Consider the following 18,714-nt stretch of genomic DNA (forward strand, 5'->3'; position numbering starts at 1 on the left):
GCTGTGCACGACGTCCATGAAGGGGAAGTGATGTTCGAGCGCGAACCTATCGTTGGCAATATAACAACGCAGATCGCCAAGATTATCGGCATGCGCGTGGTCTCGGGCGAGTTTGCGCCCGGCGACGCGCTGCCGGTCGAAAGCGAACTGTGCAGCGCGTACGGCGTGAGCCGCACCACCCTGCGCGAAGCGATCAAGCAGTTGGCGGGCAAACGGCTCATTGCCGTTTCGCCCAAGATCGGCACACGTGTCCTGCCCTTCTCCGACTGGAACCTGCTCGATCGCGATGTGCTCGCGTGGCGCCTCAATGCGCAGTTCGACTCGAAGATCGTCGAAGACATCTTCGAAATGCGCATCTGCTTCGAGCCGCGCGCGAGCTTTCTCGCCGCACGCCACGGCAAGGAAGAGACCTTCCAGATCATCGAGCGCCGCTACCTTGAATTGGCTAGCGCTTACGGCCAGTCTGCCCAGCATGGCGCCTCGGACATACGCGCGGCCGCCGACGCGAATCTCGAGTTCCACCTCGCCATCATCACGGCCTCGCAGAACGGCATGTTCATCACGATCGGCAACGCCATCAAGGCCGCGCTGCGCGTGTCGTCGGAAATGATGCAGCGCCAGGCCGCGAAACCTAGCGAAGATCTCGAACTGCACGATGCCGTGCGCCGGCACATCGTCGCGCGCGAAGCCGACGCTGCGGCGGCTGCGATGACGCGCCTGCTCGAGCAGTCGCGCGACCGGATCCTGCGTTATACGATCGCGCCTTGACGAGCGCAGGCGCGCGTTGGCATGGATTGCCGCGTTGTGCCGATTGCACCTGAATCGGACGTCTTCCCCGGGGTGCCAGATCGCCCGTATCGCCAGTTCCGCAATCGGGCATGACCGTTGCGCCCACGCCTCGTACGCGGCGGCACCGCCCGTCGAAAGCGAAGGGAGACAGTCATGAGGCAAACCGTATTGGGCGTCTACGACAGCTATGGGAGCGCATGTTCCGCGCAAAAGGCACTAGGCGACGCAGGCGTCGCGCAAGCCGATATCGCCATTTACTCGATGTCGATGGAGACCCCGGTGGAAAAAGGGCCGCGGGTGTATGCAGCGGGCGCGAGCGATACTGAGCAACGCACGCCGGTATTCGATCAGCTCGAACGCTTGTTCGCGCGGCTCTTCACGCCCGGCGCGTATCCGCCGGAGACCGAAGATTACCGGGAGTTCATCCGTCGAGGCGGAACCGTCGTCAGTGCAGACGTTTCTGAAATGCAGGTAAATCTGGCGCGCGATGTGATGCGCAGCGCGGGTGCAGCGGACATCGAGGAGCGCAGCCGTGCCTGGCACCAAGCTTCGTCGGGCATTGCACCCTCCAGGAGTACGGCTCGCGCGGCCGGCAATTTTCACCAGACGTCGCCCGAAGCGCCCGCCGAGACACGGCACGCCGCCTATTCATCTGCAGTGCCAACTGTAGTCAGCGGCATGCAGCAGGTCTCCACGCGCACAGCGACGGAACCCGAACGGACCTCCAGCACGGCCAATGCGCCACAGACATCGACCAATGCGCCACAGACATCGACCAATGCGCCACAGACATCGGCCAATGCGCCACAGACATCGGCGAGAGGCCTCGTAGGGGATCCCGTCATGGGCACCCCGCTCGACGACGGATCCGACGAGACGGAAGTCCGCAAAGACTATGACGCAAATTACGCGGACTCCGGCATGTCCTACGAAGAATATTGCGCAGCCTACGAGCACGGCGCAACGCTCAGCCAGGATGAGCGGTATCGCGGACACGACTGGCAAGGCATTGAGCCGAGTGCTCGCGAGGATTGGGAGTCGCGCTACCCGGAAAGCGGCTGGGAAAGATTCAAGGCGGCCGTGCGGCACGGCTGGGAACGCATGAAGAGGGTTTGACGCCGCCTGCTTCCACCTTATTTTGCTTTCACCCAGGCTGCTGAGCCAGGCAGCCAGCCTGGGAACGTGCGCTCGACTCACCTTTCTGGTCCTCCCCACCCCTTACACGCCGCGCGCAAATCGCGTTTGCGGATTTCCTTCGGTTCCAGCCTAGTTCTGCGCCTCGTCAGCGGCTCCCCGCCGAATTCCCGCCTTTCAAACTTGCACATTCGTATACCCCTGGAAGGACTCGTAAGCGATTGGCCAAAGGCCACGCTGATTCCCGCTTCATGCACACGCTCTGGAAGCGAAGATTTGCCTCGCCGCACGTCGATTGCCCCCCGATCGGCGTAAGGCGGGGCGCGCTTACCCCTTCTCGGCGCGCCCCTTTTTTGTTCCATTGCGCCAAGGAGGCCCATCATGACCAGCCCTATCGGTTCGAGCAACATCGCGCACACGTCCTCGTTGACGACGCTGGGCGAAAACCGCAACACCAGGAACTCCAGCACGGGAGGTACCGCCGGTAACCCCTTTCCGCAGCAGGAAACCGTGAATCCGGCCCCACCGATCGGTCCACTCGGCCACAACATCAACACTTCGGCATGACCACTTCGCTGTCACGGGAGCCGTCGACGCAGCGCTCGCCCATGTGCCTGACACCCCGGTTGTCAACGCATCTGGCGCGCGCCGCGTCGGCCATTGCCCTCGCCTGCCTGGCTCTGCCGCTCGACGGCTGCGCCGTGGTGGCCTTTCCATGCCGGGTCGCATCGGCCACGCTGAAGATCGTGCCGCTGGTCGGCCATCCCGCAGCCGTGCCGTTCGACGCGTGCGCGGCGGCGGTCGACTGATCGAGGTTTAGCCGATGAAACGGGCGTCATTGATCGCTTGCGCTTTGAGTGGCGCATGCCTGGCCGCGCCGCTCTCGCCCGCGCATGCGGACACGCACTACGAAGGGCGCGTGCAAATGTACGTCGCGCCGCAGGCCCCTGCGCCGGCGAGCCCGCCGAGCGCATTGATTACCGCGAACGCGGTGCATGAGGCAAGCGCAGCGAAACCGCCCGCGGCGCCGGCGAGAAAACGGCGGCCGTCGCCCGCTTCACCGCCCACCCGTCCGCGCGTTCCGGCGCCGGATGAATCGCCCTTTGCGTTTCGCGGCATTGTGCTCGGTACGCCGCTGAGCGCGCTGCGACAAACGGACATGGTGCGCGCAACGCCGCACGAGAGCGAACTGCTTTGCGAGACCGACATCGCAGGCAGCGACATCGGCATGATGGTCAAGAGTTACACGAGCCAGACGGTCGCTTGCCGGTGGGCTCACCATACGGCGCAAGGCTGGACGCCCTCGCGCGCCGTCGTGGACGGCGTGCCCGCGGTGGACCATATCCTGCGCTTTGCGCACGCATCGGCGGGCGACCCGCTGCGGCTCTATGAAATGTCGTTCGTCGTGGACTCGACAACGGCATTCGACCTGCGCAATCTGCTCGCCTCGCGCTACGGCGCGCCGCGCGTGCTCGGCGCGTCTTCGCTGCCGCTGCTCGTGTGGGAGAACGCATCGAGCACGATCACCATCTGCCTGCTGCCCGACAGCCAGCGCGCGACGCTCACCTACCTGCTCAAGCCCGCCACGCTGCGCGGCAGAGGCAGCGAGAAGACGCTCAAGCTGAGCCAGTTCGACGAAGGCTGAAACGATGCGCGCCAACCCGTCGCCCGAACGAACTCGACGAATCTGCTGACTTCGCTGGATTCGCCAAATCCGATGAATCACTCTTGCACCCGACCGACCGCCATGCCCTACGATCAATCGGAATCCTCAATGTCCAGCGCATGCCGGACGACTCGTTCGAAAAGCTTGCGGTACGTGTTGCTGTGCGCGTCGCTCGTCGCGGCGCTGGCTGGCTGCGCGACGCCGGAGTCGATCGTCAACACGCCGATGACGCCGCCGCTCGCGGAACCGCTGCTGAACGTCAACACCAGCGGCGCGATCTATCAGTCGGGCACCGCCATCTCGCTGTACGAAACACCGCGGGCGCAGCGAATCGGCGACGTGCTCACAATCCGGCTTTCCGAAACCTATAGCGGCAACGATGTCGCGAATGCGGCTGCGAAACGCGACAGCAACATCACGGCCACGGCCGCCGACCAGTCGACCGGCGCGGCGGCGCGACTTGCGCGCCTGTTCAATATCGGCTCGGCTTCGACCTCGTTCAACGGCAGCGGCAGTCACACGCTTTCGAGCGACATGACCGGCACGCTGGCCGTCACGGTCATCAGCAAGACGCCTACGGGTAATCTGGTTGTGTCAGGCGAGAAGATTATCGCGATGAGCGGTGAGCATCAACGGTTGCGGCTTTCCGGGATCGTTAATCCTAACGATGTCGAAGCCGATAATTACGTTGAGTCGGGGAAGATTGCTAATGCCCGGATCGAGCAGGTGGGGCGTGGGTTGCTGAATGATGCGACTACTGTTGGGTGGTTGCAGCGTATGTTTCTTAGTGTGCTGACGTTTTGATTGTTTTTGTGTTTTGTTGTTTTCTTGTTTTCTTGTTTTCTTGTTTTCGCGTCGGTATGCATGCGTTGCCCCTGTGCGGGGCGGCACCTACTTTCTTTGCGGCGGCAAAGAAAGTAGGCAAAGAAAGCCGCTCACACCGCCAGCGCCTGCCACAGTTCACATCTCGACGTAAATGGTGAATGGCTCCGGAGCGTCTGTCACCTCGCACCACCCAAGTGAGTGACAAGGCAGTCATTCATCCCGCTGCTCGCTACGCTCGCTGCGGTTGGGTCTGCATGGGAAACCAGGGGGGATTGCCAAGGTTCGCGAGAACGCACGCGCCCCGCTGGTGTTGGGTTATGCCATTCGGCGCGCGCAGCGCCGCCGGAAGTATGAGCGCCTTGTCACTACCTTTGAAGGCGCGAGGTGACAGACGCTCCGGAGCCATTCACCATTTATGGCGAGATGTGAACTGTGGCAGGCATTAGCGGTTTGAGCGGCTTTCTTTGCCTACTTTCTTTGCCGCCGCAAAGAAAGTAGGTGCCGCCCCGCACAGGGGCAACCCAGGCAGACCGACGCGAAAACAAGAAAATGCCAACGGTTTAACGAAAAGCACAAAAAAGCCGCTCAGTCATCCTCACCATCAGGCATTTCACCTTCAAACTCATCGGCATATTCACTGCCGCCTTCACCGGCCGGCTCCCGAGCAGCATGTTCACCAAACCGCTCGGCAAACCCCACCTCACCGTCCGGCACAAACACATACCCATGCCCCCAAACAGTCTGAAGATACCGCGGTTCAGAAGGATCGGTTTCTATGAGCCGCCGCAAACGCCAGATCGCGACATCGAGACTGCGGTTCCGATACCGCCCCGCCTCCCCATACACGATTTCAATAATGCGCTCACGCGAAAGAATCGTCATTGAGTGATTGACGAATAGCTTGAGAAACGCGAATTCACTGGAACGCAGCGGCATGCGAACTTCCTCGCGATACAACTCCCGCGAACGAAAATCGAGTTCAAAAGGGCCGAAGCGAAACGATTCCCGGCTCTCCGGCGCGCCCGTGAGATTCGATATGCTGCGCCGGCGCATGACTGAACGAATGCGCGCCACCAGCTCGCCCGGATCGAACGGCTTGCCCACGTAGTCGTCGGCGCCGAATTCGAGGCCCAGTACGCGATCGATTACTTCGTTACGCGCGGTGAGCATGATGACCGGCAAGTCGTCGCCGCTTTCGCGCAAAGCGCGCAGCGCGCTGATGCCATCCACTTCCGGCATCATGATATCGAGCACGACAACCTGCGGCCGCTCGGAGCGCAGCCGCTCCTGCATCGCGCGCACGGAAGGCAGCGTCGTCACAGTAAAGCCACGCATCTGCAGATATTCGGACGTGACGTCGCGCACGACCGGATCGTCGTCGACGAGAAAGATATTATTTGCCATGCGTAAATCGTAAGGGACGAGAACGAGCCGGTACAGGCCCGCAGCCTTACCAATCCTTTCCCACGCCTCGCGTGGGACACCCGTTTTACTGGTCGCTCGAAGCGGACTGGAATGAATTGCCCAATTGCGTCTGGTCGACCACCATGCTGTCCAACAGCCCCTTGAGCTTCACCGCCGCGCTCGAATAGCGGTCGGTGCCAAGGCCGTGCACTTCGTAACGCCCCGTAACGGCAATATGATTGTGCATGAAGATCGTCAGATTGATTGTCGAAAGATAGGCCCGGCTTTCGTCGCTGAACGTCGGCTTGCCGAATTCGATCGATGCGTTATACACGAGGCGTCCTTCACAACTCACCGGCTCGGTTCCGGCGCCGTAGACGTCCGAAGTCACGCCGCGCTGCGCGAGCACGAGCTGCAGCGATGGCACGAAGTCTCCCGACGTGACCATGGGATTGTTCTCGATGCAGATCGAACTGAGATTGACCGGCCGGCCCGACACGAATTTAGGCGAGGAGTAATTCGACGCGACTGCGTAGCCCGCCTGGATCACGGAGCCGGTCGCATCGGCCGCGGTGATGAGCGTCCATGCACAGCCGTTGAGCGCAAGCGCCGCGGCGCACGGGGCGCCGAGTTTCACCGCGCGCGCCCTCGCACGGCTGACGTATGACACGATTTCATGTGGCATGGGAGCGGATACCCGATGCGTTGATGGGCTGCGCGGAACATGACACATTCCCTGCAGGACTCGCCACGCATGATCGGCGCAAAGCGATGCGCGCGATGGCCGGGACATCGGTCAATGTTGAATGCCACTTTCCACTTCTTCAAAAACCTCCCGCCTGGTAAGGCGTTGAACGGCACTCGTGTGCGCCGTTTCAACGCGGAGGCGCGCACCACAAGCGCTCAACGACCTGCGGTCACGACCGCGGGCGGCTGCGCGTGTAATGTTTCGTAAGCGCTCCTGCATTCTCCCCGCTGAGCGAGACATTGCGGATTCACCGCCGCGCTATCGTTCTCACTGCGGTTCTCACTGCGGCGCCTCGCGCCTTTGCGACGCCGGACGAGCCACACGCTGTTCCTGTCTTTCTCCTGCTCTTTCAACATCATCATGGCTGCCATGAACCGAGAACCGAAAATCCGTCGCGCCCACTTCTTGAAGCGCGGCCTGAACGCTGCTGCGATCGCGCTGTTCGCGTCGCTCGCTGGCTCGCCGTTCGCGCACGCTGCAAGCTTTCACTGCCCGCATAACGCGTCCGCCTCTGAGCGGCTCGTGTGCAACGATCCGACGCTCTCCGCGCTCGACGACAAACTCGCCGCGCTCTATCGCAGCGCGTTCGACGCGAGCACCGACACCACCGCGCTCGAAGCCGACCGCGTGAGCCAGTGGCAATGGCGTCAGCACAACTGCAAGGACAAGGCGTGTGTGTCGGACTGGTACGACCGCCGCATCGCCGAACTCGAAGGCGATCTCAAGCATGGCAAGCAGGCTGCCGCGCGCCGCGTGAAGGAAGGCGTCGTCGACCAGCACCTCGCCCCGTCGGCACAAGACGCCGTGCTCGAAATGCACGGCATCCCGCCCGCGCCGAAGGACGATAGCGCAGCGGCCGCGCCCTCTGCGGACAGCACGAAAAGTGTGAAGAAGGCGGGCGCGAAGGTCGCGGGTGCCGAAGCCGATGCGTCGCTGCACCTGCAAAAGATGCCGAGCGGCGTGGCCGCCGACGCGCGCCAGACGCGACTCGCGCAAGCGCAGGCGCAGGCACACGCGCATGGCCTGCCCCAAAAGGATGTCGCCCCGACGGGTGACGTTTCGGCGATGACCGCGAAAATGGCTGGCGCGAACTCGGCGTTCGCCAAAGCGGCAGGCATGGCATCCATCGACGCGCCGGCCACACAGCCCGCGAGCCCCGCGGCCAATGAAGCAGCCGCGAAGCCGGCGGACCAGGCGAGCGCACTCAACTGCGCATCCGTCGCGTCGACGGAATCCGCGCACGCTACGCAGGCATCCATCGAGCCAGGCGCCGTCGCCATGAAGTAACACGCCATGTAAGCTACGGCAAGAAATCTGCGGTCGCGCGCTGTTCTGCCGGTTGTCGATATCAAATAAAATACGGCGATGAGTCCACACGTTCTCATCGTCGACGACGATCCGGTCGTGCGCGATCTCCTCTCCAGCTTTCTTCGGGCCAATGGTTTCGAGGCCTCGGTCCTCCACGACGGCACGCATCTCGGCGCTCGGCTGGAACGCGAGCGGCCATCGGTCGTCGTGCTCGACGTCATGATGCCGCGCACGGACGGCTTGCGCGCCCTCGCCGCCTTGCGCGCGCAGGGCGACAACATTCCGGTGATCTTCGCCTCCGCACGCGGCGCGGTGGGCGACCGCATTGCGGGTCTCACGCTGGGCGCGGACGACTACGTCGCCAAGCCCTTCGATCCGCAGGAATTGCTGCTGCGTATCCAGACCGTGCTGCGCAGGCGCGGCAACGGCCCCGCGGGCGCACCCGTGGCGCGCGAACGCTACCGCTTCGGCGATTTCGAGCTCGATTTCATGGCGCGCACGCTCGAACGCGACGGCAAGCGCGTGCCATTGCGCAGCAGTGAGTTCGTCCTCCTGAAGATTTTCACGGAGCATCCGTATCGCGTGCTTTCACGCGTGCTGATTCACGACCTGCTCCACGCAGACGGCCTCGAATTCAACGAGCGCAGCCTCGATGTACCGGTCTGGCGCCTGCGCCGCGTGATCGAAGACAATCCCGCACAGCCGCGCTACGTGCAGACCCTGCGAGGCAAAGGCTACGTGTTCGTGCCGCAGAGCGGGGTCGGCATCGAAGGCGACGCAGGCAACCCCCCAGCAGACGACAGCGGCCGCAGCCTGAACGCGTAATTGCATGAACAATCCGTTGAATACGCTGTTCGGACGCATGGCGCTGATGTCCGCGCTCCTGCTGTTCGCCATTCAGGCATGCTGGTTCATCGTGTTCGCGCCGCAGCCGCGCCGCCACGAAGTGGAAGGCTTCGAGCGCGGTCTGCTGCTCATGCTGCACGCGGCAACCAGCGCAGCGCCCGGTACGGCGACGAGCGCGGCACCCAGCACGCCCCCTAACGAGATGGACCTCGCGCCAGCCCTGCGCGTGCATCTCGTGCCCACCTGGAACATGCCCGCCGATGTGCGGCTCGAAGTGCCCAAACGCGAGCCGCTTGCCGACTTGCGCAAGCAACTCCTGCGCGATTTGCCGCCCGGCACCGAGATTCTCGCCGACCTGCGCCATCGCGAAGCCCTGTGGGTGCGTTTCGCGGGGCAGCCAACGTGGATCGTCGCGCCCGTCGATCTGCCGCCACCGCGAAACCTGCTGCCGCTGTTCGGTTCGATGCTCGCCATTTCGCTGCTGCTCGCGCTACTCGCCATGTGGCAGATGCAGCGGCCGCTTTCGCTCGTGGCCCAAGCCGCGCGCGCATTCGGCACCGGCCATCGTCCCGCGCCCGTCAAGCAGCACGGGCCGCGCGAATTGCGCGAACTGATCGGCTCATTCAACGGCATGATGAAGCAGCTCAACGAAGCCAACGACGATCAGGCCGTCATGCTCGCGGGCGTCGCCCACGATCTGAAGTCGCCGCTCACGCGCCTGAAGCTGCGTGCAAGCATGATGGGCTCCGAGCGCGAGCGCGAACAGCTCATCCGCGAAGTCGATTCGCTGAACGATATCGTCCAGCAGTTCCTGGAATTTGCCCGCCAGCGGCCCGAATCGGGTCCCGAGGTGGATGTCGATGCGCTGCTGCGCGAGCAGTTCTTTTCCGATGCAGGCGATGACGACGATGCGCTCTTCAGGCTCGATCTGCGCGCGGGCTCGGCGTTCAGGCTGCCGCGCACGCTGCTCGACCGGCTCGTGTCGAATCTCGTCGACAATGCGCTCGAACACGGCGTGCCGCCCGTGGAAATCGCCACGCGCCGCGAAGGCACGCAGTGGATCGTCGAAGTGCGCGATCATGGCCCCGGCATCCCGCCCGAGCGCGTGGCCGCAGCGCTCAAACCCTTCGTACGCCTTGACGAAGCGCGCGGCGGCGAAGGCCATTGCGGGCTGGGTCTCGCCATCGTGACGCGCCTCACGCGCAATCAGGGTGGCCGCTGCGAGCTGACCAATCACCCCGAAGGCGGGCTGCGCGTGCGTATCGCGCTGCCGGCCGATGCACGCTCCGCTGTGTAAGCCCGCTCGGATTACCTGTTGATTCAGCGCTGCGCGCCGCTCAGACCACGAGCCGGCCGCGCAGACGATTCACCGTGTCGGACGCAAGGCCGAGACCCGCGGTGAGATACCGGTTGAGGTCGCCGTAGCTGCCCTGCACCGCGTCGAACGCGGCCTGCAGATAGCTGGCCTGCACGGGCGGCGTGAGATTGGTCGAATCCACACCCGTCGAGCGCCACGCATCGGTCAGCATGAAATCCTTCACGATGATTTCGAGCGGCACGTTTGCGATCAGCAGCAACAGGGCGCACGCCCAGCCCGCCACGTCCAAGCCTGTGCCACCCGTGATGAGCAGCGGCCCCGGTGCGTCCGCGATGTGTTCGAGCAGCGCGCCGTAGATCGAGCATTGCGTGCGGCCTGTCACGAGCGTGCGCCAATGCATTTGCATCGCCGCATCGAGTTCGCCGGCCAGCATGCCCCCGAACGACGGCGGCTCGAGCGTGCCCAGCACATTCAGCGCGAGGTAACTGGCGGTGCTGGGCGTTACGTCGGGCGCCGCGTCGATCTCAGCAGGCGTGCGCAGATCGTAGATGTTGGACAGCGCCATGCGCTCGAGCGTCGCGGCGTCGGCGGCGCTCGGCGTGAGCGCGTCGGAGCGGTAAATCAAGGCGCGGCGCACGTGCGCGCCGTCGCTCGTCGAGTAGCCAGGCGCAGCGCCGCCCAGATCGCGGAAGTTCGCGACGGAGCCGATCACCGGCGTGGGCGCATCCTGCGCGCCGTCGCCTCCCGTGTATTCGCCGCCGCACGCACTCAACAACGTGCTCGCGCAACCGCTCAGCGCAAGCAGGCTCACCGTGCCCTTGAGCAGCGCGCGGCGCGGCGGGTTGTCGAGCGCGCCGCCGCCACTGCGGTTGAAGTTGCCGGTCGCGGCCACAGGCAAACGCTTACGCGCCTGCGCGAACGAAGAAGTGTAGGCGGAGAAAGACAAATTCATCGGTTGGCAGCTTATGAAGGGAACCCGCAGTTCGCGCGGGCCGCTGCAACGTCGCACGTCGCATGCGTTCGGAAAGGCCGCAGTTTACCGGCAGATGCGCCTGAAAAGGTAAAAGCGCAAAACGCGGTAATAATTTTTTCCGATCCACGGTGCATTGCGCACTGATATTTTCCGCCGGTTTGTACTTATATTCTTACCGTACCTTTCTATTCACACCGAACAGGTAATTGCCGTGGTAATGCTCGGTTATTTCCCATTTCAATCCACACCTGAATATCGGCTGCACAGGCCATTTTCTTTATAGATATTCCAGATTCTTTCCAAATATTATCCTTGACGCTCTTTGTTGCGCTTTTATAATCGCCCGTGATTTCAGGCATTCGCCTGGACCACCGTGGCGGTCGTCGGCTGCCCCTGGGAGTACCACGTCATGTACAAAGGCAGTGTGACCGAAGAAGCGCGTGAAGTGCTGCGCGCAATCGAGCTGATCCAGCTGGGCGCACGCATGCCTGTGCTCGAAAAAGAACTGACGCTTTCGCGCAATCGTTTGATCAGGCTTTATCGGGAACTCAAGAATGCTTCGCCGCCCAAGGGCATGTTGCCGTTTTCGGCAGACTGGTATTTCACATGGCTGCCGAACATTCATGCGTCGCTCTTCTACAACATCTATCTGTTTCTTACGGATAGAGCGAAATGCAGCCGGCTCGATGCCCTCACGCGTGCATACCGCCTTTATCTCGAGCATTGCGAGAGCGCCGAAACCGAGCGCGTGCTGAGCTTCACGCGGGCATGGACGCTGCTGCGCTTCTTCGAAGGCGGCCTGCTCACGCTGTCGAGCTGCACCGTTTGCCACGGCCGCTTCGTGCGCCACGTGCGCGACGCACACAAGCCCACCGCCTGCTGCATTTGCATGCCGCCCGCGCGCGCCGGCATGACGCGTGCCGCACGCGCGAGTCGCACGACGGAATCCGATGCCCCGGCAGCCGCCTCCGCCACGCGGGGCCGCGCCGCAGCAGCACTGGGCGAACTTTCGGGCACCATGCGCGAAACCATGCGCGACACGCTCGCCGAAGTCACGCGCGCCCTCGATCCAAAGCGTTCCGCGAACCGCCTGCGCCTCGTCGCTTCCGTCCCTGTCTAGGTTAAAGCGGCACGTTCCTTACGTCACATCCTCGTCGCGCTCTGCATCCGGCTGCAGAGCGCGAATATCGCACGCACAAATCCGGCAGATTGCTTTGTGATCCTGATGAGCGTGCTGATTCTGACGACGCTCGCATTGCTGCGCCGCAAGCTCGATGGCGTGTGAGTGCGCGGCCTGCCAGATCTCCCACGCGATCTGCGCGCCGCTTTGCGAATAATCGTCGTTTTGATCGCGCTCGAGCGCATCGGGCAGGCGCGTGTGGACTTGCAGATAGTGCGTGCGATAAAGCGCCTCGAAAATCTCGCGGCGTGACGGGCGCTTCAAGCTCGCCTCTTCGCGAACGTGAACGGATTTGTGAGGCGCAGAGACTTCATCTACATTCGACGTCGAGGCGTGCTTCTTCTTGCGGGTGGGGAGGATCACACAGACGTCGCGCGGTAATACGCGCACGACATTACGGATACCGATATTGTCGCAGGCTCTGCAAAAGAATTGGCCGCGGAATATCGCGAATTTTTCGGCGTTATTCGTGAGTCGCTTCAGCGCTGGACCTGCGATTATTGCGGGCATAAGAAAGTCGAAAGGAGTCGACCATGCAAATCGGGGCGGCGACACAGTTCGCCAACGGTAGCGCCAACACGAGCACACTCCGTGCGGGCGCGGCTTCAGACCAGGCAGAACAGGACGGCACGCAGTCGAGCCACGCATCGACGAATGTCGCGCCGTCCACATCGCAGGACGAGGCCGTGCAGATTTCGCCGCAAGGCTATGCGGCTGCATGGACCGACGATAGCGCGGACAGCGGCGACGCCGCGGCCGACACGAGCGATGCGAGCGACACGAGCGATACCGGCGATGCCACCGACACGAGCGACGCAACCGACGCGACATCGACGCCGGCCAACGCGCAGCCCGTGAAATCGCTCGTCTATGGCGCGCTAGGCCTCGAGCGTCCCGACGCGCCCGCCGACCCGAACCACACCTATACGCTTGGGCGCTGGATCGCGGCGGGCATCACACTGGGCGGCATCATTTCGCTGTTCATCTGAGCGCGCTGCACCGCAATCCGGAGCGCATAATGTTTCGGAGACCCGATGATATGGGCGGCAAGTCGGCTATCATCACTGCCGGCAAGACCATCAACCCATAACGTACACGAGGTCCACCCGTGGTTCTCAGCGCCTTTGCCGCTTCGCAAGCCGTTCCGCTCGCTGCCATCGCCGCCGCGGCCGTCGCGCTCGCCAAGGGCGGCCCGAGGCAGCCCGAGCCGCTCGAATCGATCAACGCGCCGTTCAAGGAGGTCGACTTTTCCGACCTTCCTGCGGTGCGCCGTTATCCGGCGCGAGACGGTGCGTCGCTCGCCTGGCGTGCCTACCTGCCGCAGGCGGGCGCGCCACAAGCGTGTGTCGTGCTCATCCATGGATCGTCGGCAAGCAGCGCGAGTCTCCACCCGCTTGCGCGCCAGTTCGCCGCCGCGGGCTACGCGGCCTGCGTGCCCGATATGCGCGGCCACGGCGAATCGGGGCGCAAGGGCACGATTGCCTACATCGGTCAGTTGGAAGACGATCTCGAAGATCTGCTCGCCGCACTGCCGGGCGAGCTGGCAGCGCTGCCCAGGACGCTGATCGGCTTCTCGTCCGGCGGCGGCTTTGCGCTGCGCTTTGCGGGCGGTACACGTCAGCGCCTGTTCGAGCGTTACGTGCTGCTCGCACCCTTCCTGCACCACAAGGCGCGCACCACGCGCAACGAGGTCGGCGGCTGGGTCTCGGTCGGCATACCTCGCCTCATCGTGCTCGCTATGCTTAACGGCTTGCGCATCCGCGTCTTCAATCATCTGCCGACGATCGCCTATGCGCTCGCGCCCGAGGTCCGAGACGAGCTCACGCCGCAGTATTCGTTCAACCTGATGCAGAATTTCCGCCCGCACGACGACTACCGCGCGGACATACGCGGCGCGCGGCAGCCGGTGCACGTGCTGGCCGGCGCCGACGACGAGGTTTTTCACGCCAGCGAATACGCGGCGGCGTTCGAGGAAGCGGGCGCACACGTGCCGGTCACGATCGTACCCGGCGTGGGGCACATCGGCTTGACGCTGGATGCCACTGCAATCGCCACGATCATCGGCTGCGTGAAGGGATAAGGCAAAGGCGCCCTCGCCGCCGTTTCGCCTGTCCGTATCCGCCAAACTGGCGGAATCCGCCGATTGATCTTCGCGGCGAAGTGGCCCATATTCAAATGAGTGCGTACATCAGGCACCGGTTTTGCGGCAATTCGTCAATCGAAGCGAAAGCGCGCTCCTCCCATGCTCAACACCCCTGGTCACGACGATTCCGATCCGTCGGAATGCCCCTACTGTGGGACCAGGTTCAATGCGCCGCTTGCACTCTGCCCCCAATGCGGAGCGAATCAACAGGCCGCTGCCGCGCGCATCGCAGGCGCTGACGAAGGCTTGCCGGACGAACGGGCGCACGGGGTAGCCGAGCGCCTGCGTGCAAACCTGGCCCTTGGCGCCAATCGGCCCTACGACGGCGAGTACCCTTCGATCGACGAGGAACACGTCGCCGAGCGTAAGCGGTTGCCGCGCTATGCCTGGGCGGCTCTCGGCGCGCTCGCGGTCGCGCTCACCGGTTATGCGTTCCTGCATCGCGGCGAATGGGAGCCGAAGCTCGGCGTACAGGTGGTCCAGGGGTCCGTGAGCGGGTCGAAGGGCACGCGGGGCACTCACGGCAGCAGCCGCAGTGTCGCCGCAGTGACTAATCGGCCACCCGCCGTCCTGCCGCATGCGAACGCGGCGCAGCGCCGCGTCGCCCAGCAGAATACGCCGGCGGTCTCGCATCCGCTCGCCGCGCCGCGCTATGCGAGTGCGCATCCCGAGGTCGCGAGCAATCTGGCCAGCGCGCGTCTGAGTCTCGACAAGAACAACCTCTGGCCCGCACGCAGGGCGCTCACGAGTGCGCTAGCCGTCGAGCCCGGCAACCCTGAAGCGCAGCAGATGCAGGCCGAACTCGTCACGCGCGAGCAGCAGCGCGACGCGTTGATCGGCGAGGCGCGGCAATGCGAGCACGAGCGCCAATGGGCTTGTGTGCGGCAAGACGCGGGGCATGCGGTGGAAGTAGACGCATCGAGCCGCGAAGCGAGGCACCTGCTCACGCTCGCCGGCACCGAGCACCAGCCGGCCGCCGGCAAGCGCAATCGCCGTACATGGCCAGGGGAAAGCCAGTATGCGCAGGCAGGCGACAGCCGCTCTCGCCAGGAGCCCCTCTTCTGGCATCACTGATCCGCCCCGCAGGCAGTGACATCGGTTCAGTCGCGAACACATCGGCCGCCACCCGGATGGCTACAGTCATGCTGCCTATCCTTGCGCAGGCAGCACGAAGCGCGCAATCGCCACGCGCAAGCTCGCGGCCTGATCGCGCAACGAGTGCGCAGCAGCCGCGGCTTCTTCGACCAGTGCTGCGTTCTAGCGGCCAACATAGTCGGCAAAGCCACCACCTGGCTGGTTGCCCGCGGCCACGAGCTTCGGGAACAGCGGCTGACCGGCCCCGTCCATCATGCGGCTCACGTCCTTGCCGGTCATTTGCTGCAGGAACGGGTTCATCACGATCACGAGATGCGAGTCGATGACCGCGAAATAGCCGTCCTTGCCGTAGCGCAGCCCCGCTAGCGCGGCGAGCGCCTGCTTGCGTGCGTCGGAGTCGCTGAGCACCCCTTGCTGTGCGAGGCGGTGGTAGTGCTTGACGAGCGTTTCGGCCTGCTGCACGAGCGATTTCAATTGATCACGCCGGTCGTCCAGCATGGTCGAGCGCATTTGCCATGCACCAAAGCCGCCGATCAATACGAGGCCGATCCACAGCACGGCGATCATCGACAGGAGCTTGCGATTCAACGTCATGTTTGTATTTTTTTATAAGGATAACGAATCAGACTCAACAAAGCGCCACCCTGCCCCGCGCGCGGCGGCACTTACCGTGCGACGATCATGCACACTGCCGTTGCCGTGGCGATGAGCTTGTCTTCCTGCCAGAGTTCGCCGTGCACGTTGCATACGCCGCGCCCCCTGCGCACGAGGTTTGCGCGGCCGGTCAGCTTCCCGGGCCTTGCGGCCCTCAGGAATGAAGTGTTCAGGCTGAGCGTCGCGCAGTGCTCGCCTTCGGCGAGCGTGGAGGTAACCAGCGTTGCCGTCACGTCGTCGAGCATGGCACACAGCATGCCGCCCTGCACTTGCCCCGCCGGGTTGCGAAACGACAGGGCGCCCTCGTACTCGGCCTCGAGCGCATTGTCGCTCAGCGAGAGAAACGTGGCGCCCAGCGTGGTCGTGATCGGCGGCGCGCCGTTCACGCCGTACAGACGCGCGAGAGCCGGGTTATCTTCGATTTCCATGAATGCCGTCCTTTTCGTATAGCTTCGCGGGGGTGCTCGTGTTTTGCCGCTCGCGGCTCACTCGCCGCGAAATACCGGCTTTCGTTTCTCCTTCCAGGCGAGCGAACCTTCGCATAGATCGCGCGAGGCATCCGCTTCTTTCACGTCGCGCTGGAATTCGTCTTCGTCGAGCGTGCCACTCGCGATCCGATTCAGGTGCTTCTTCATACCCAGCAGAGCGAGCGGCGCCATTGCCGCCAGTTCGCCGCTCAGGCGCTCGACTTCGTCGAATAACATTGCACGCGCAACGACTGTGTCGAGAAAACCGCAAGCCCGCATCTGTCCGGCATCGAGGGTCGTGGCGCACAACAGCAGCTTCTTCGCCACGTTCAGTCCGAGCCGCGACACGTAGCGCCGCAAACCACCGCGATAGAACAGCAGGCCGAGCCGGGCCGCAGGCACGAACATCTGGCTGCTTTCGACGCCGACGCGGAAGTCACACGCGAGCGCCAGATCGGTCGCACCGCCATAAACGCCGCCGTTGATCGCGGCGATCGTCACAGGCCGCGCCTCTTCGAGTTCGTTGGCGAGCGCCTCGAAACTCGCCCCCGCGTTCTCGTCGGCAACGCTGCCAATGTCGAACCCGGCGCAAAAGTGCTTGCCTTCGGCGCACAGCCGCAGCACGAGCACCTCGCGTTGCGCGTTCACTTCGCGAATGAAACCGCGCAATGTGGCGAGGTCTTCGAATTCGAGGCGGTTCGCCATCTCGGGGCGGCGCAGCGTGATGGTCGCGATCTTCCCGGCGACGGTGAGTTCCGGCGCCTGACCTGCTGAATGAGCGGGTTTCGAGGTCATCGTCAGCCTCAGTGGAAGTTGTAGATCTGCATGGTAGTTTCGCCTCCCTCGATGCGCTTGCAGATCGCGGCTTCGTCGGCTTCGCGCTGCACGCCCTTCTCCACCACTTCTGCCGCGCGGGCACGCGGAACGGCCACCACACCGTCGCGGTCGCCGACGATCAGGTCGCCCGCACAAACCGTGACGTTTCCGATCATCACCGGCTCGTTGATCCAGCCGATCGCGCCAAAGTCCTTGCCCGTGCCGCGAATGGACAGCCCGCGCGAGAACACCGGGAAGCCGATCGACTCCAGCAGGTCGGCGTCGCGCACCGCGCCGTCAATCACGAGCCCCGCAAGACCGCGCACCTTCGCGGCTGTCGTCATCACCTCGCCCCAGTAGCCGTGTTCGTACACGCCGTTCGTGTAGACCACCAGCACGTCGCCCGGCTGAGCAAGCAGAATGGCGCGGTGCAGCCAGAGGTTGTCGCCGCCCGGCGAATGCACGGTGACTGCCGTGCCGCAGATCCTGAAGCCAGGCGAGACAGGCTTGATCGCAGCGGGCAGCGCGCCGATCTTGCCGCCGGCTTCGTGCAGCGTGGCTGCGGGCACCTGGCGGGCCGCGTCGACCACGCGTGCCTCGACGCGTTCGATTGAAGTGCGGATAGTGGTTGCCGAATCGTGTTCTTTCATACCTTTTGCTCCCGCGTTTGCAACTGGTGGTACTTGAACTGCTTGCGCGCTTCGTCCAGACGCATACCGCCGCGGCACGCCTCTCGAATCGCTTCCTCGGCATGATGGATCGCCTCCGCGGCATCGAGGACAGCGTCTTCGTGCTCGCGCGGAATCGCGAGCACGCCATCGGCGTCGCCGCGCAGGATGTCACCGGGCTGCACGCGCGCCTCGCCCATGTTGACGGGAATATTGGTCGCCTCGACCTGCACGCGGTCCTTGCCGGTGCGCATCCAGTGATCGCGGCTGAACACCGGATAACCGAGCTTCAGGCACAGCGAAACGTCGCGGCAGATGCCGTTGATCACAGTGCCCGCAATGCCACGGCGGTGCGCGATCTCGGTGAGAATGTCGCCCCACACGGTCGCATCTTCGCGTCCGCCGTTATCGAGCACGATGACCGCGCCTTCCGGGACGTCGTCGATATAGTCGCCCACCGTGCCCGGCGGGTTGGCGGCGGGACCGTACTTGAGCGTCCAGGCGCGTCCCGCGAGGCGGAAGTCCGTGCTGCGCGCCTTGATCTTGTAGCACTGGCCGTTGATGCCGAGCTTGTCGAGCGCGTCGGAGAGCGTGGCGGTGTCGAGCTTGCCGGCACGCTCCACGTTGCGGTTGTCGTTCGTCGTCATGGTTCTGGATCGCTTGCGTGAATTGTGAATATG

General features: G+C 63.8%; 22 protein-coding genes. 13 read left to right on the top strand and 9 right to left on the bottom strand.

Annotated features, from left to right (window positions below; translation table 11 throughout):
* The first annotated feature begins 3 nt into the window (after positions 1-3).
* From AB3X98_RS16635 to AB3X98_RS16660, 6 genes are all read left to right on the top strand, one after another.
* Complete coding sequence (locus AB3X98_RS16635; protein ID WP_256094849.1) at positions 4-768, top strand: FadR/GntR family transcriptional regulator; 765 nt, start codon at positions 4-6, stop codon at positions 766-768.
* A 174-nt stretch (positions 769-942) separates the two neighbouring features.
* Positions 943-1,905 carry a hypothetical protein gene (locus AB3X98_RS16640; RefSeq protein WP_368602152.1) on the top strand — a complete coding sequence of 321 codons (963 nt, stop codon included), beginning with the start codon at positions 943-945 and terminating at the stop codon, positions 1,903-1,905.
* A 399-nt stretch (positions 1,906-2,304) separates the two neighbouring features.
* On the top strand, positions 2,305-2,490 hold the full coding sequence (locus tag AB3X98_RS16645; RefSeq protein WP_342947239.1) for a hypothetical protein: 186 nt from the start codon (positions 2,305-2,307) through the stop codon (positions 2,488-2,490).
* 41 nt (positions 2,491-2,531) lie between these two features.
* Positions 2,532-2,732, top strand: coding sequence for a DUF6726 family protein (locus AB3X98_RS16650; protein ID WP_069266533.1), 201 nt, complete (start codon positions 2,532-2,534; stop codon positions 2,730-2,732).
* A 14-nt stretch (positions 2,733-2,746) separates the two neighbouring features.
* Positions 2,747-3,568 carry a hypothetical protein gene (locus AB3X98_RS16655; RefSeq protein ID WP_368602151.1) on the top strand — a complete coding sequence of 274 codons (822 nt, stop codon included), beginning with the start codon at positions 2,747-2,749 and terminating at the stop codon, positions 3,566-3,568.
* 129 nt (positions 3,569-3,697) lie between these two features.
* On the top strand, positions 3,698-4,393 hold the full coding sequence (locus tag AB3X98_RS16660) for a flagellar basal body L-ring protein FlgH (protein WP_368602336.1): 696 nt from the start codon (positions 3,698-3,700) through the stop codon (positions 4,391-4,393).
* A 606-nt stretch (positions 4,394-4,999) separates the two neighbouring features.
* Here AB3X98_RS16660 and AB3X98_RS16665 read toward each other — a convergent pair.
* A complete protein-coding gene (locus AB3X98_RS16665; protein WP_368602150.1) occupies positions 5,000-5,818 on the bottom strand; it encodes a response regulator in 819 nt (272 codons plus the stop codon).
* A gap of 85 nt (positions 5,819-5,903) precedes the next feature.
* Complete coding sequence (locus AB3X98_RS16670; protein WP_342947236.1) at positions 5,904-6,455, bottom strand: hypothetical protein; 552 nt, start codon at positions 6,453-6,455, stop codon at positions 5,904-5,906.
* Positions 6,456-6,935: 480 nt separating this feature from the next.
* On the opposite strand from AB3X98_RS16670, the gene AB3X98_RS16675 reads away from it, so the two are divergent.
* The 3 genes from AB3X98_RS16675 (at position 6,936) to AB3X98_RS16685 (ending at position 10,017) form a co-directional block, all read left to right on the top strand.
* Positions 6,936-7,853, top strand: a complete 918-nt coding sequence (locus tag AB3X98_RS16675) for a lysozyme inhibitor LprI family protein (protein ID WP_368602149.1) — start codon at positions 6,936-6,938, stop codon at positions 7,851-7,853.
* 78 nt (positions 7,854-7,931) lie between these two features.
* Positions 7,932-8,699: a response regulator gene (locus tag AB3X98_RS16680; RefSeq protein ID WP_069266729.1), complete on the top strand. Its 768-nt coding sequence runs from the start codon at positions 7,932-7,934 to the stop codon at positions 8,697-8,699.
* 4 nt (positions 8,700-8,703) lie between these two features.
* On the top strand, positions 8,704-10,017 hold the full coding sequence (locus AB3X98_RS16685; protein WP_368602148.1) for an ATP-binding protein: 1,314 nt from the start codon (positions 8,704-8,706) through the stop codon (positions 10,015-10,017).
* A gap of 40 nt (positions 10,018-10,057) precedes the next feature.
* On the opposite strand, the gene AB3X98_RS16690 is transcribed toward AB3X98_RS16685, so the two are convergent.
* Positions 10,058-10,990, bottom strand: coding sequence for a tyrosine-protein phosphatase (locus AB3X98_RS16690; protein ID WP_368602147.1), 933 nt, complete (start codon positions 10,988-10,990; stop codon positions 10,058-10,060).
* Positions 10,991-11,420: 430 nt separating this feature from the next.
* Between AB3X98_RS16690 and flhC the strand changes: the two genes are divergently transcribed.
* Entirely contained in the window at positions 11,421-12,131 is a 711-nt protein-coding gene (gene flhC / locus AB3X98_RS16695; protein WP_069266731.1) for a flagellar transcriptional regulator FlhC, read from the top strand.
* Between the two features lie 18 nt (positions 12,132-12,149).
* Here the strand turns inward: flhC and AB3X98_RS16700 are convergent, their stop codons facing one another.
* Entirely contained in the window at positions 12,150-12,701 is a 552-nt protein-coding gene (locus tag AB3X98_RS16700; protein ID WP_368602146.1) for a hypothetical protein, read from the bottom strand.
* A gap of 23 nt (positions 12,702-12,724) precedes the next feature.
* On the opposite strand from AB3X98_RS16700, the gene AB3X98_RS16705 reads away from it, so the two are divergent.
* The 3 genes from AB3X98_RS16705 (at position 12,725) to AB3X98_RS16715 (ending at position 15,408) form a co-directional block, all read left to right on the top strand.
* The gene (locus tag AB3X98_RS16705; RefSeq protein ID WP_342947231.1) at positions 12,725-13,180 is read left to right on the top strand and encodes a hypothetical protein; all 456 of its coding nucleotides are present in this window, start codon (positions 12,725-12,727) and stop codon (positions 13,178-13,180) included.
* Between the two features lie 119 nt (positions 13,181-13,299).
* Entirely contained in the window at positions 13,300-14,271 is a 972-nt protein-coding gene (locus AB3X98_RS16710) for an alpha/beta hydrolase (RefSeq protein ID WP_368602145.1), read from the top strand.
* 162 nt (positions 14,272-14,433) lie between these two features.
* Complete coding sequence (locus tag AB3X98_RS16715; RefSeq protein ID WP_368602144.1) at positions 14,434-15,408, top strand: hypothetical protein; 975 nt, start codon at positions 14,434-14,436, stop codon at positions 15,406-15,408.
* A 183-nt stretch (positions 15,409-15,591) separates the two neighbouring features.
* On the opposite strand, the gene AB3X98_RS16720 is transcribed toward AB3X98_RS16715, so the two are convergent.
* From AB3X98_RS16720 to AB3X98_RS16740, 5 genes are all read right to left on the bottom strand, one after another.
* Complete coding sequence (locus tag AB3X98_RS16720; protein WP_368602143.1) at positions 15,592-16,023, bottom strand: cache domain-containing protein; 432 nt, start codon at positions 16,021-16,023, stop codon at positions 15,592-15,594.
* A 71-nt stretch (positions 16,024-16,094) separates the two neighbouring features.
* The gene (locus AB3X98_RS16725) at positions 16,095-16,511 is read right to left on the bottom strand and encodes a PaaI family thioesterase (protein ID WP_069266736.1); all 417 of its coding nucleotides are present in this window, start codon (positions 16,509-16,511) and stop codon (positions 16,095-16,097) included.
* A 57-nt stretch (positions 16,512-16,568) separates the two neighbouring features.
* The gene (locus tag AB3X98_RS16730) at positions 16,569-17,345 is read right to left on the bottom strand and encodes an enoyl-CoA hydratase/isomerase family protein (RefSeq protein ID WP_069266737.1); all 777 of its coding nucleotides are present in this window, start codon (positions 17,343-17,345) and stop codon (positions 16,569-16,571) included.
* A gap of 8 nt (positions 17,346-17,353) precedes the next feature.
* The gene (locus AB3X98_RS16735; RefSeq protein ID WP_069266738.1) at positions 17,354-18,016 is read right to left on the bottom strand and encodes a 4-carboxy-4-hydroxy-2-oxoadipate aldolase/oxaloacetate decarboxylase; all 663 of its coding nucleotides are present in this window, start codon (positions 18,014-18,016) and stop codon (positions 17,354-17,356) included.
* Complete coding sequence (locus AB3X98_RS16740) at positions 18,013-18,681, bottom strand: RraA family protein (protein ID WP_342947225.1); 669 nt, start codon at positions 18,679-18,681, stop codon at positions 18,013-18,015. Before AB3X98_RS16740 ends, AB3X98_RS16735 begins: the two co-directional genes overlap by 4 nt.
* Positions 18,682-18,714 lie beyond the last annotated feature (33 nt).

Source organism: Paraburkholderia sp. BR14312, assembly GCF_040948675.1.
Lineage (GTDB): Bacteria > Pseudomonadota > Gammaproteobacteria > Burkholderiales > Burkholderiaceae > Paraburkholderia > Paraburkholderia nodosa_A.

Excerpts from the sequence above, each read along its gene's own strand:
- AB3X98_RS16640 (WP_368602152.1), top strand. The coding sequence starts at position 943 with ATGAGGCAAACCGTATTGGGCGTCTACGACAGCTATGGGAGCGCATGT.
- AB3X98_RS16740 (WP_342947225.1), bottom strand. The coding sequence starts at position 18,681 with ATGACGACGAACGACAACCGCAACGTGGAGCGTGCCGGCAAGCTCGAC.
- AB3X98_RS16665 (WP_368602150.1), bottom strand. The coding sequence starts at position 5,818 with ATGGCAAATAATATCTTTCTCGTCGACGACGATCCGGTCGTGCGCGAC.
- AB3X98_RS16685 (WP_368602148.1), top strand. The coding sequence starts at position 8,704 with ATGAACAATCCGTTGAATACGCTGTTCGGACGCATGGCGCTGATGTCC.
- AB3X98_RS16675 (WP_368602149.1), top strand. The coding sequence starts at position 6,936 with ATGAACCGAGAACCGAAAATCCGTCGCGCCCACTTCTTGAAGCGCGGC.
- AB3X98_RS16720 (WP_368602143.1), bottom strand. The coding sequence starts at position 16,023 with ATGACGTTGAATCGCAAGCTCCTGTCGATGATCGCCGTGCTGTGGATC.
- AB3X98_RS16725 (WP_069266736.1), bottom strand. The coding sequence starts at position 16,511 with ATGGAAATCGAAGATAACCCGGCTCTCGCGCGTCTGTACGGCGTGAAC.
- AB3X98_RS16715 (WP_368602144.1), top strand. The coding sequence starts at position 14,434 with ATGCTCAACACCCCTGGTCACGACGATTCCGATCCGTCGGAATGCCCC.
- AB3X98_RS16705 (WP_342947231.1), top strand. The coding sequence starts at position 12,725 with ATGCAAATCGGGGCGGCGACACAGTTCGCCAACGGTAGCGCCAACACG.
- AB3X98_RS16730 (WP_069266737.1), bottom strand. The coding sequence starts at position 17,345 with ATGACCTCGAAACCCGCTCATTCAGCAGGTCAGGCGCCGGAACTCACC.
- AB3X98_RS16650 (WP_069266533.1), top strand. The coding sequence starts at position 2,532 with ATGTGCCTGACACCCCGGTTGTCAACGCATCTGGCGCGCGCCGCGTCG.
- AB3X98_RS16680 (WP_069266729.1), top strand. The coding sequence starts at position 7,932 with ATGAGTCCACACGTTCTCATCGTCGACGACGATCCGGTCGTGCGCGAT.
- AB3X98_RS16660 (WP_368602336.1), top strand. The coding sequence starts at position 3,698 with ATGTCCAGCGCATGCCGGACGACTCGTTCGAAAAGCTTGCGGTACGTG.
- AB3X98_RS16700 (WP_368602146.1), bottom strand. The coding sequence starts at position 12,701 with ATGCCCGCAATAATCGCAGGTCCAGCGCTGAAGCGACTCACGAATAAC.
- AB3X98_RS16735 (WP_069266738.1), bottom strand. The coding sequence starts at position 18,016 with ATGAAAGAACACGATTCGGCAACCACTATCCGCACTTCAATCGAACGC.
- flhC (WP_069266731.1), top strand. The coding sequence starts at position 11,421 with ATGTACAAAGGCAGTGTGACCGAAGAAGCGCGTGAAGTGCTGCGCGCA.
- AB3X98_RS16690 (WP_368602147.1), bottom strand. The coding sequence starts at position 10,990 with ATGAATTTGTCTTTCTCCGCCTACACTTCTTCGTTCGCGCAGGCGCGT.
- AB3X98_RS16655 (WP_368602151.1), top strand. The coding sequence starts at position 2,747 with ATGAAACGGGCGTCATTGATCGCTTGCGCTTTGAGTGGCGCATGCCTG.
- AB3X98_RS16645 (WP_342947239.1), top strand. The coding sequence starts at position 2,305 with ATGACCAGCCCTATCGGTTCGAGCAACATCGCGCACACGTCCTCGTTG.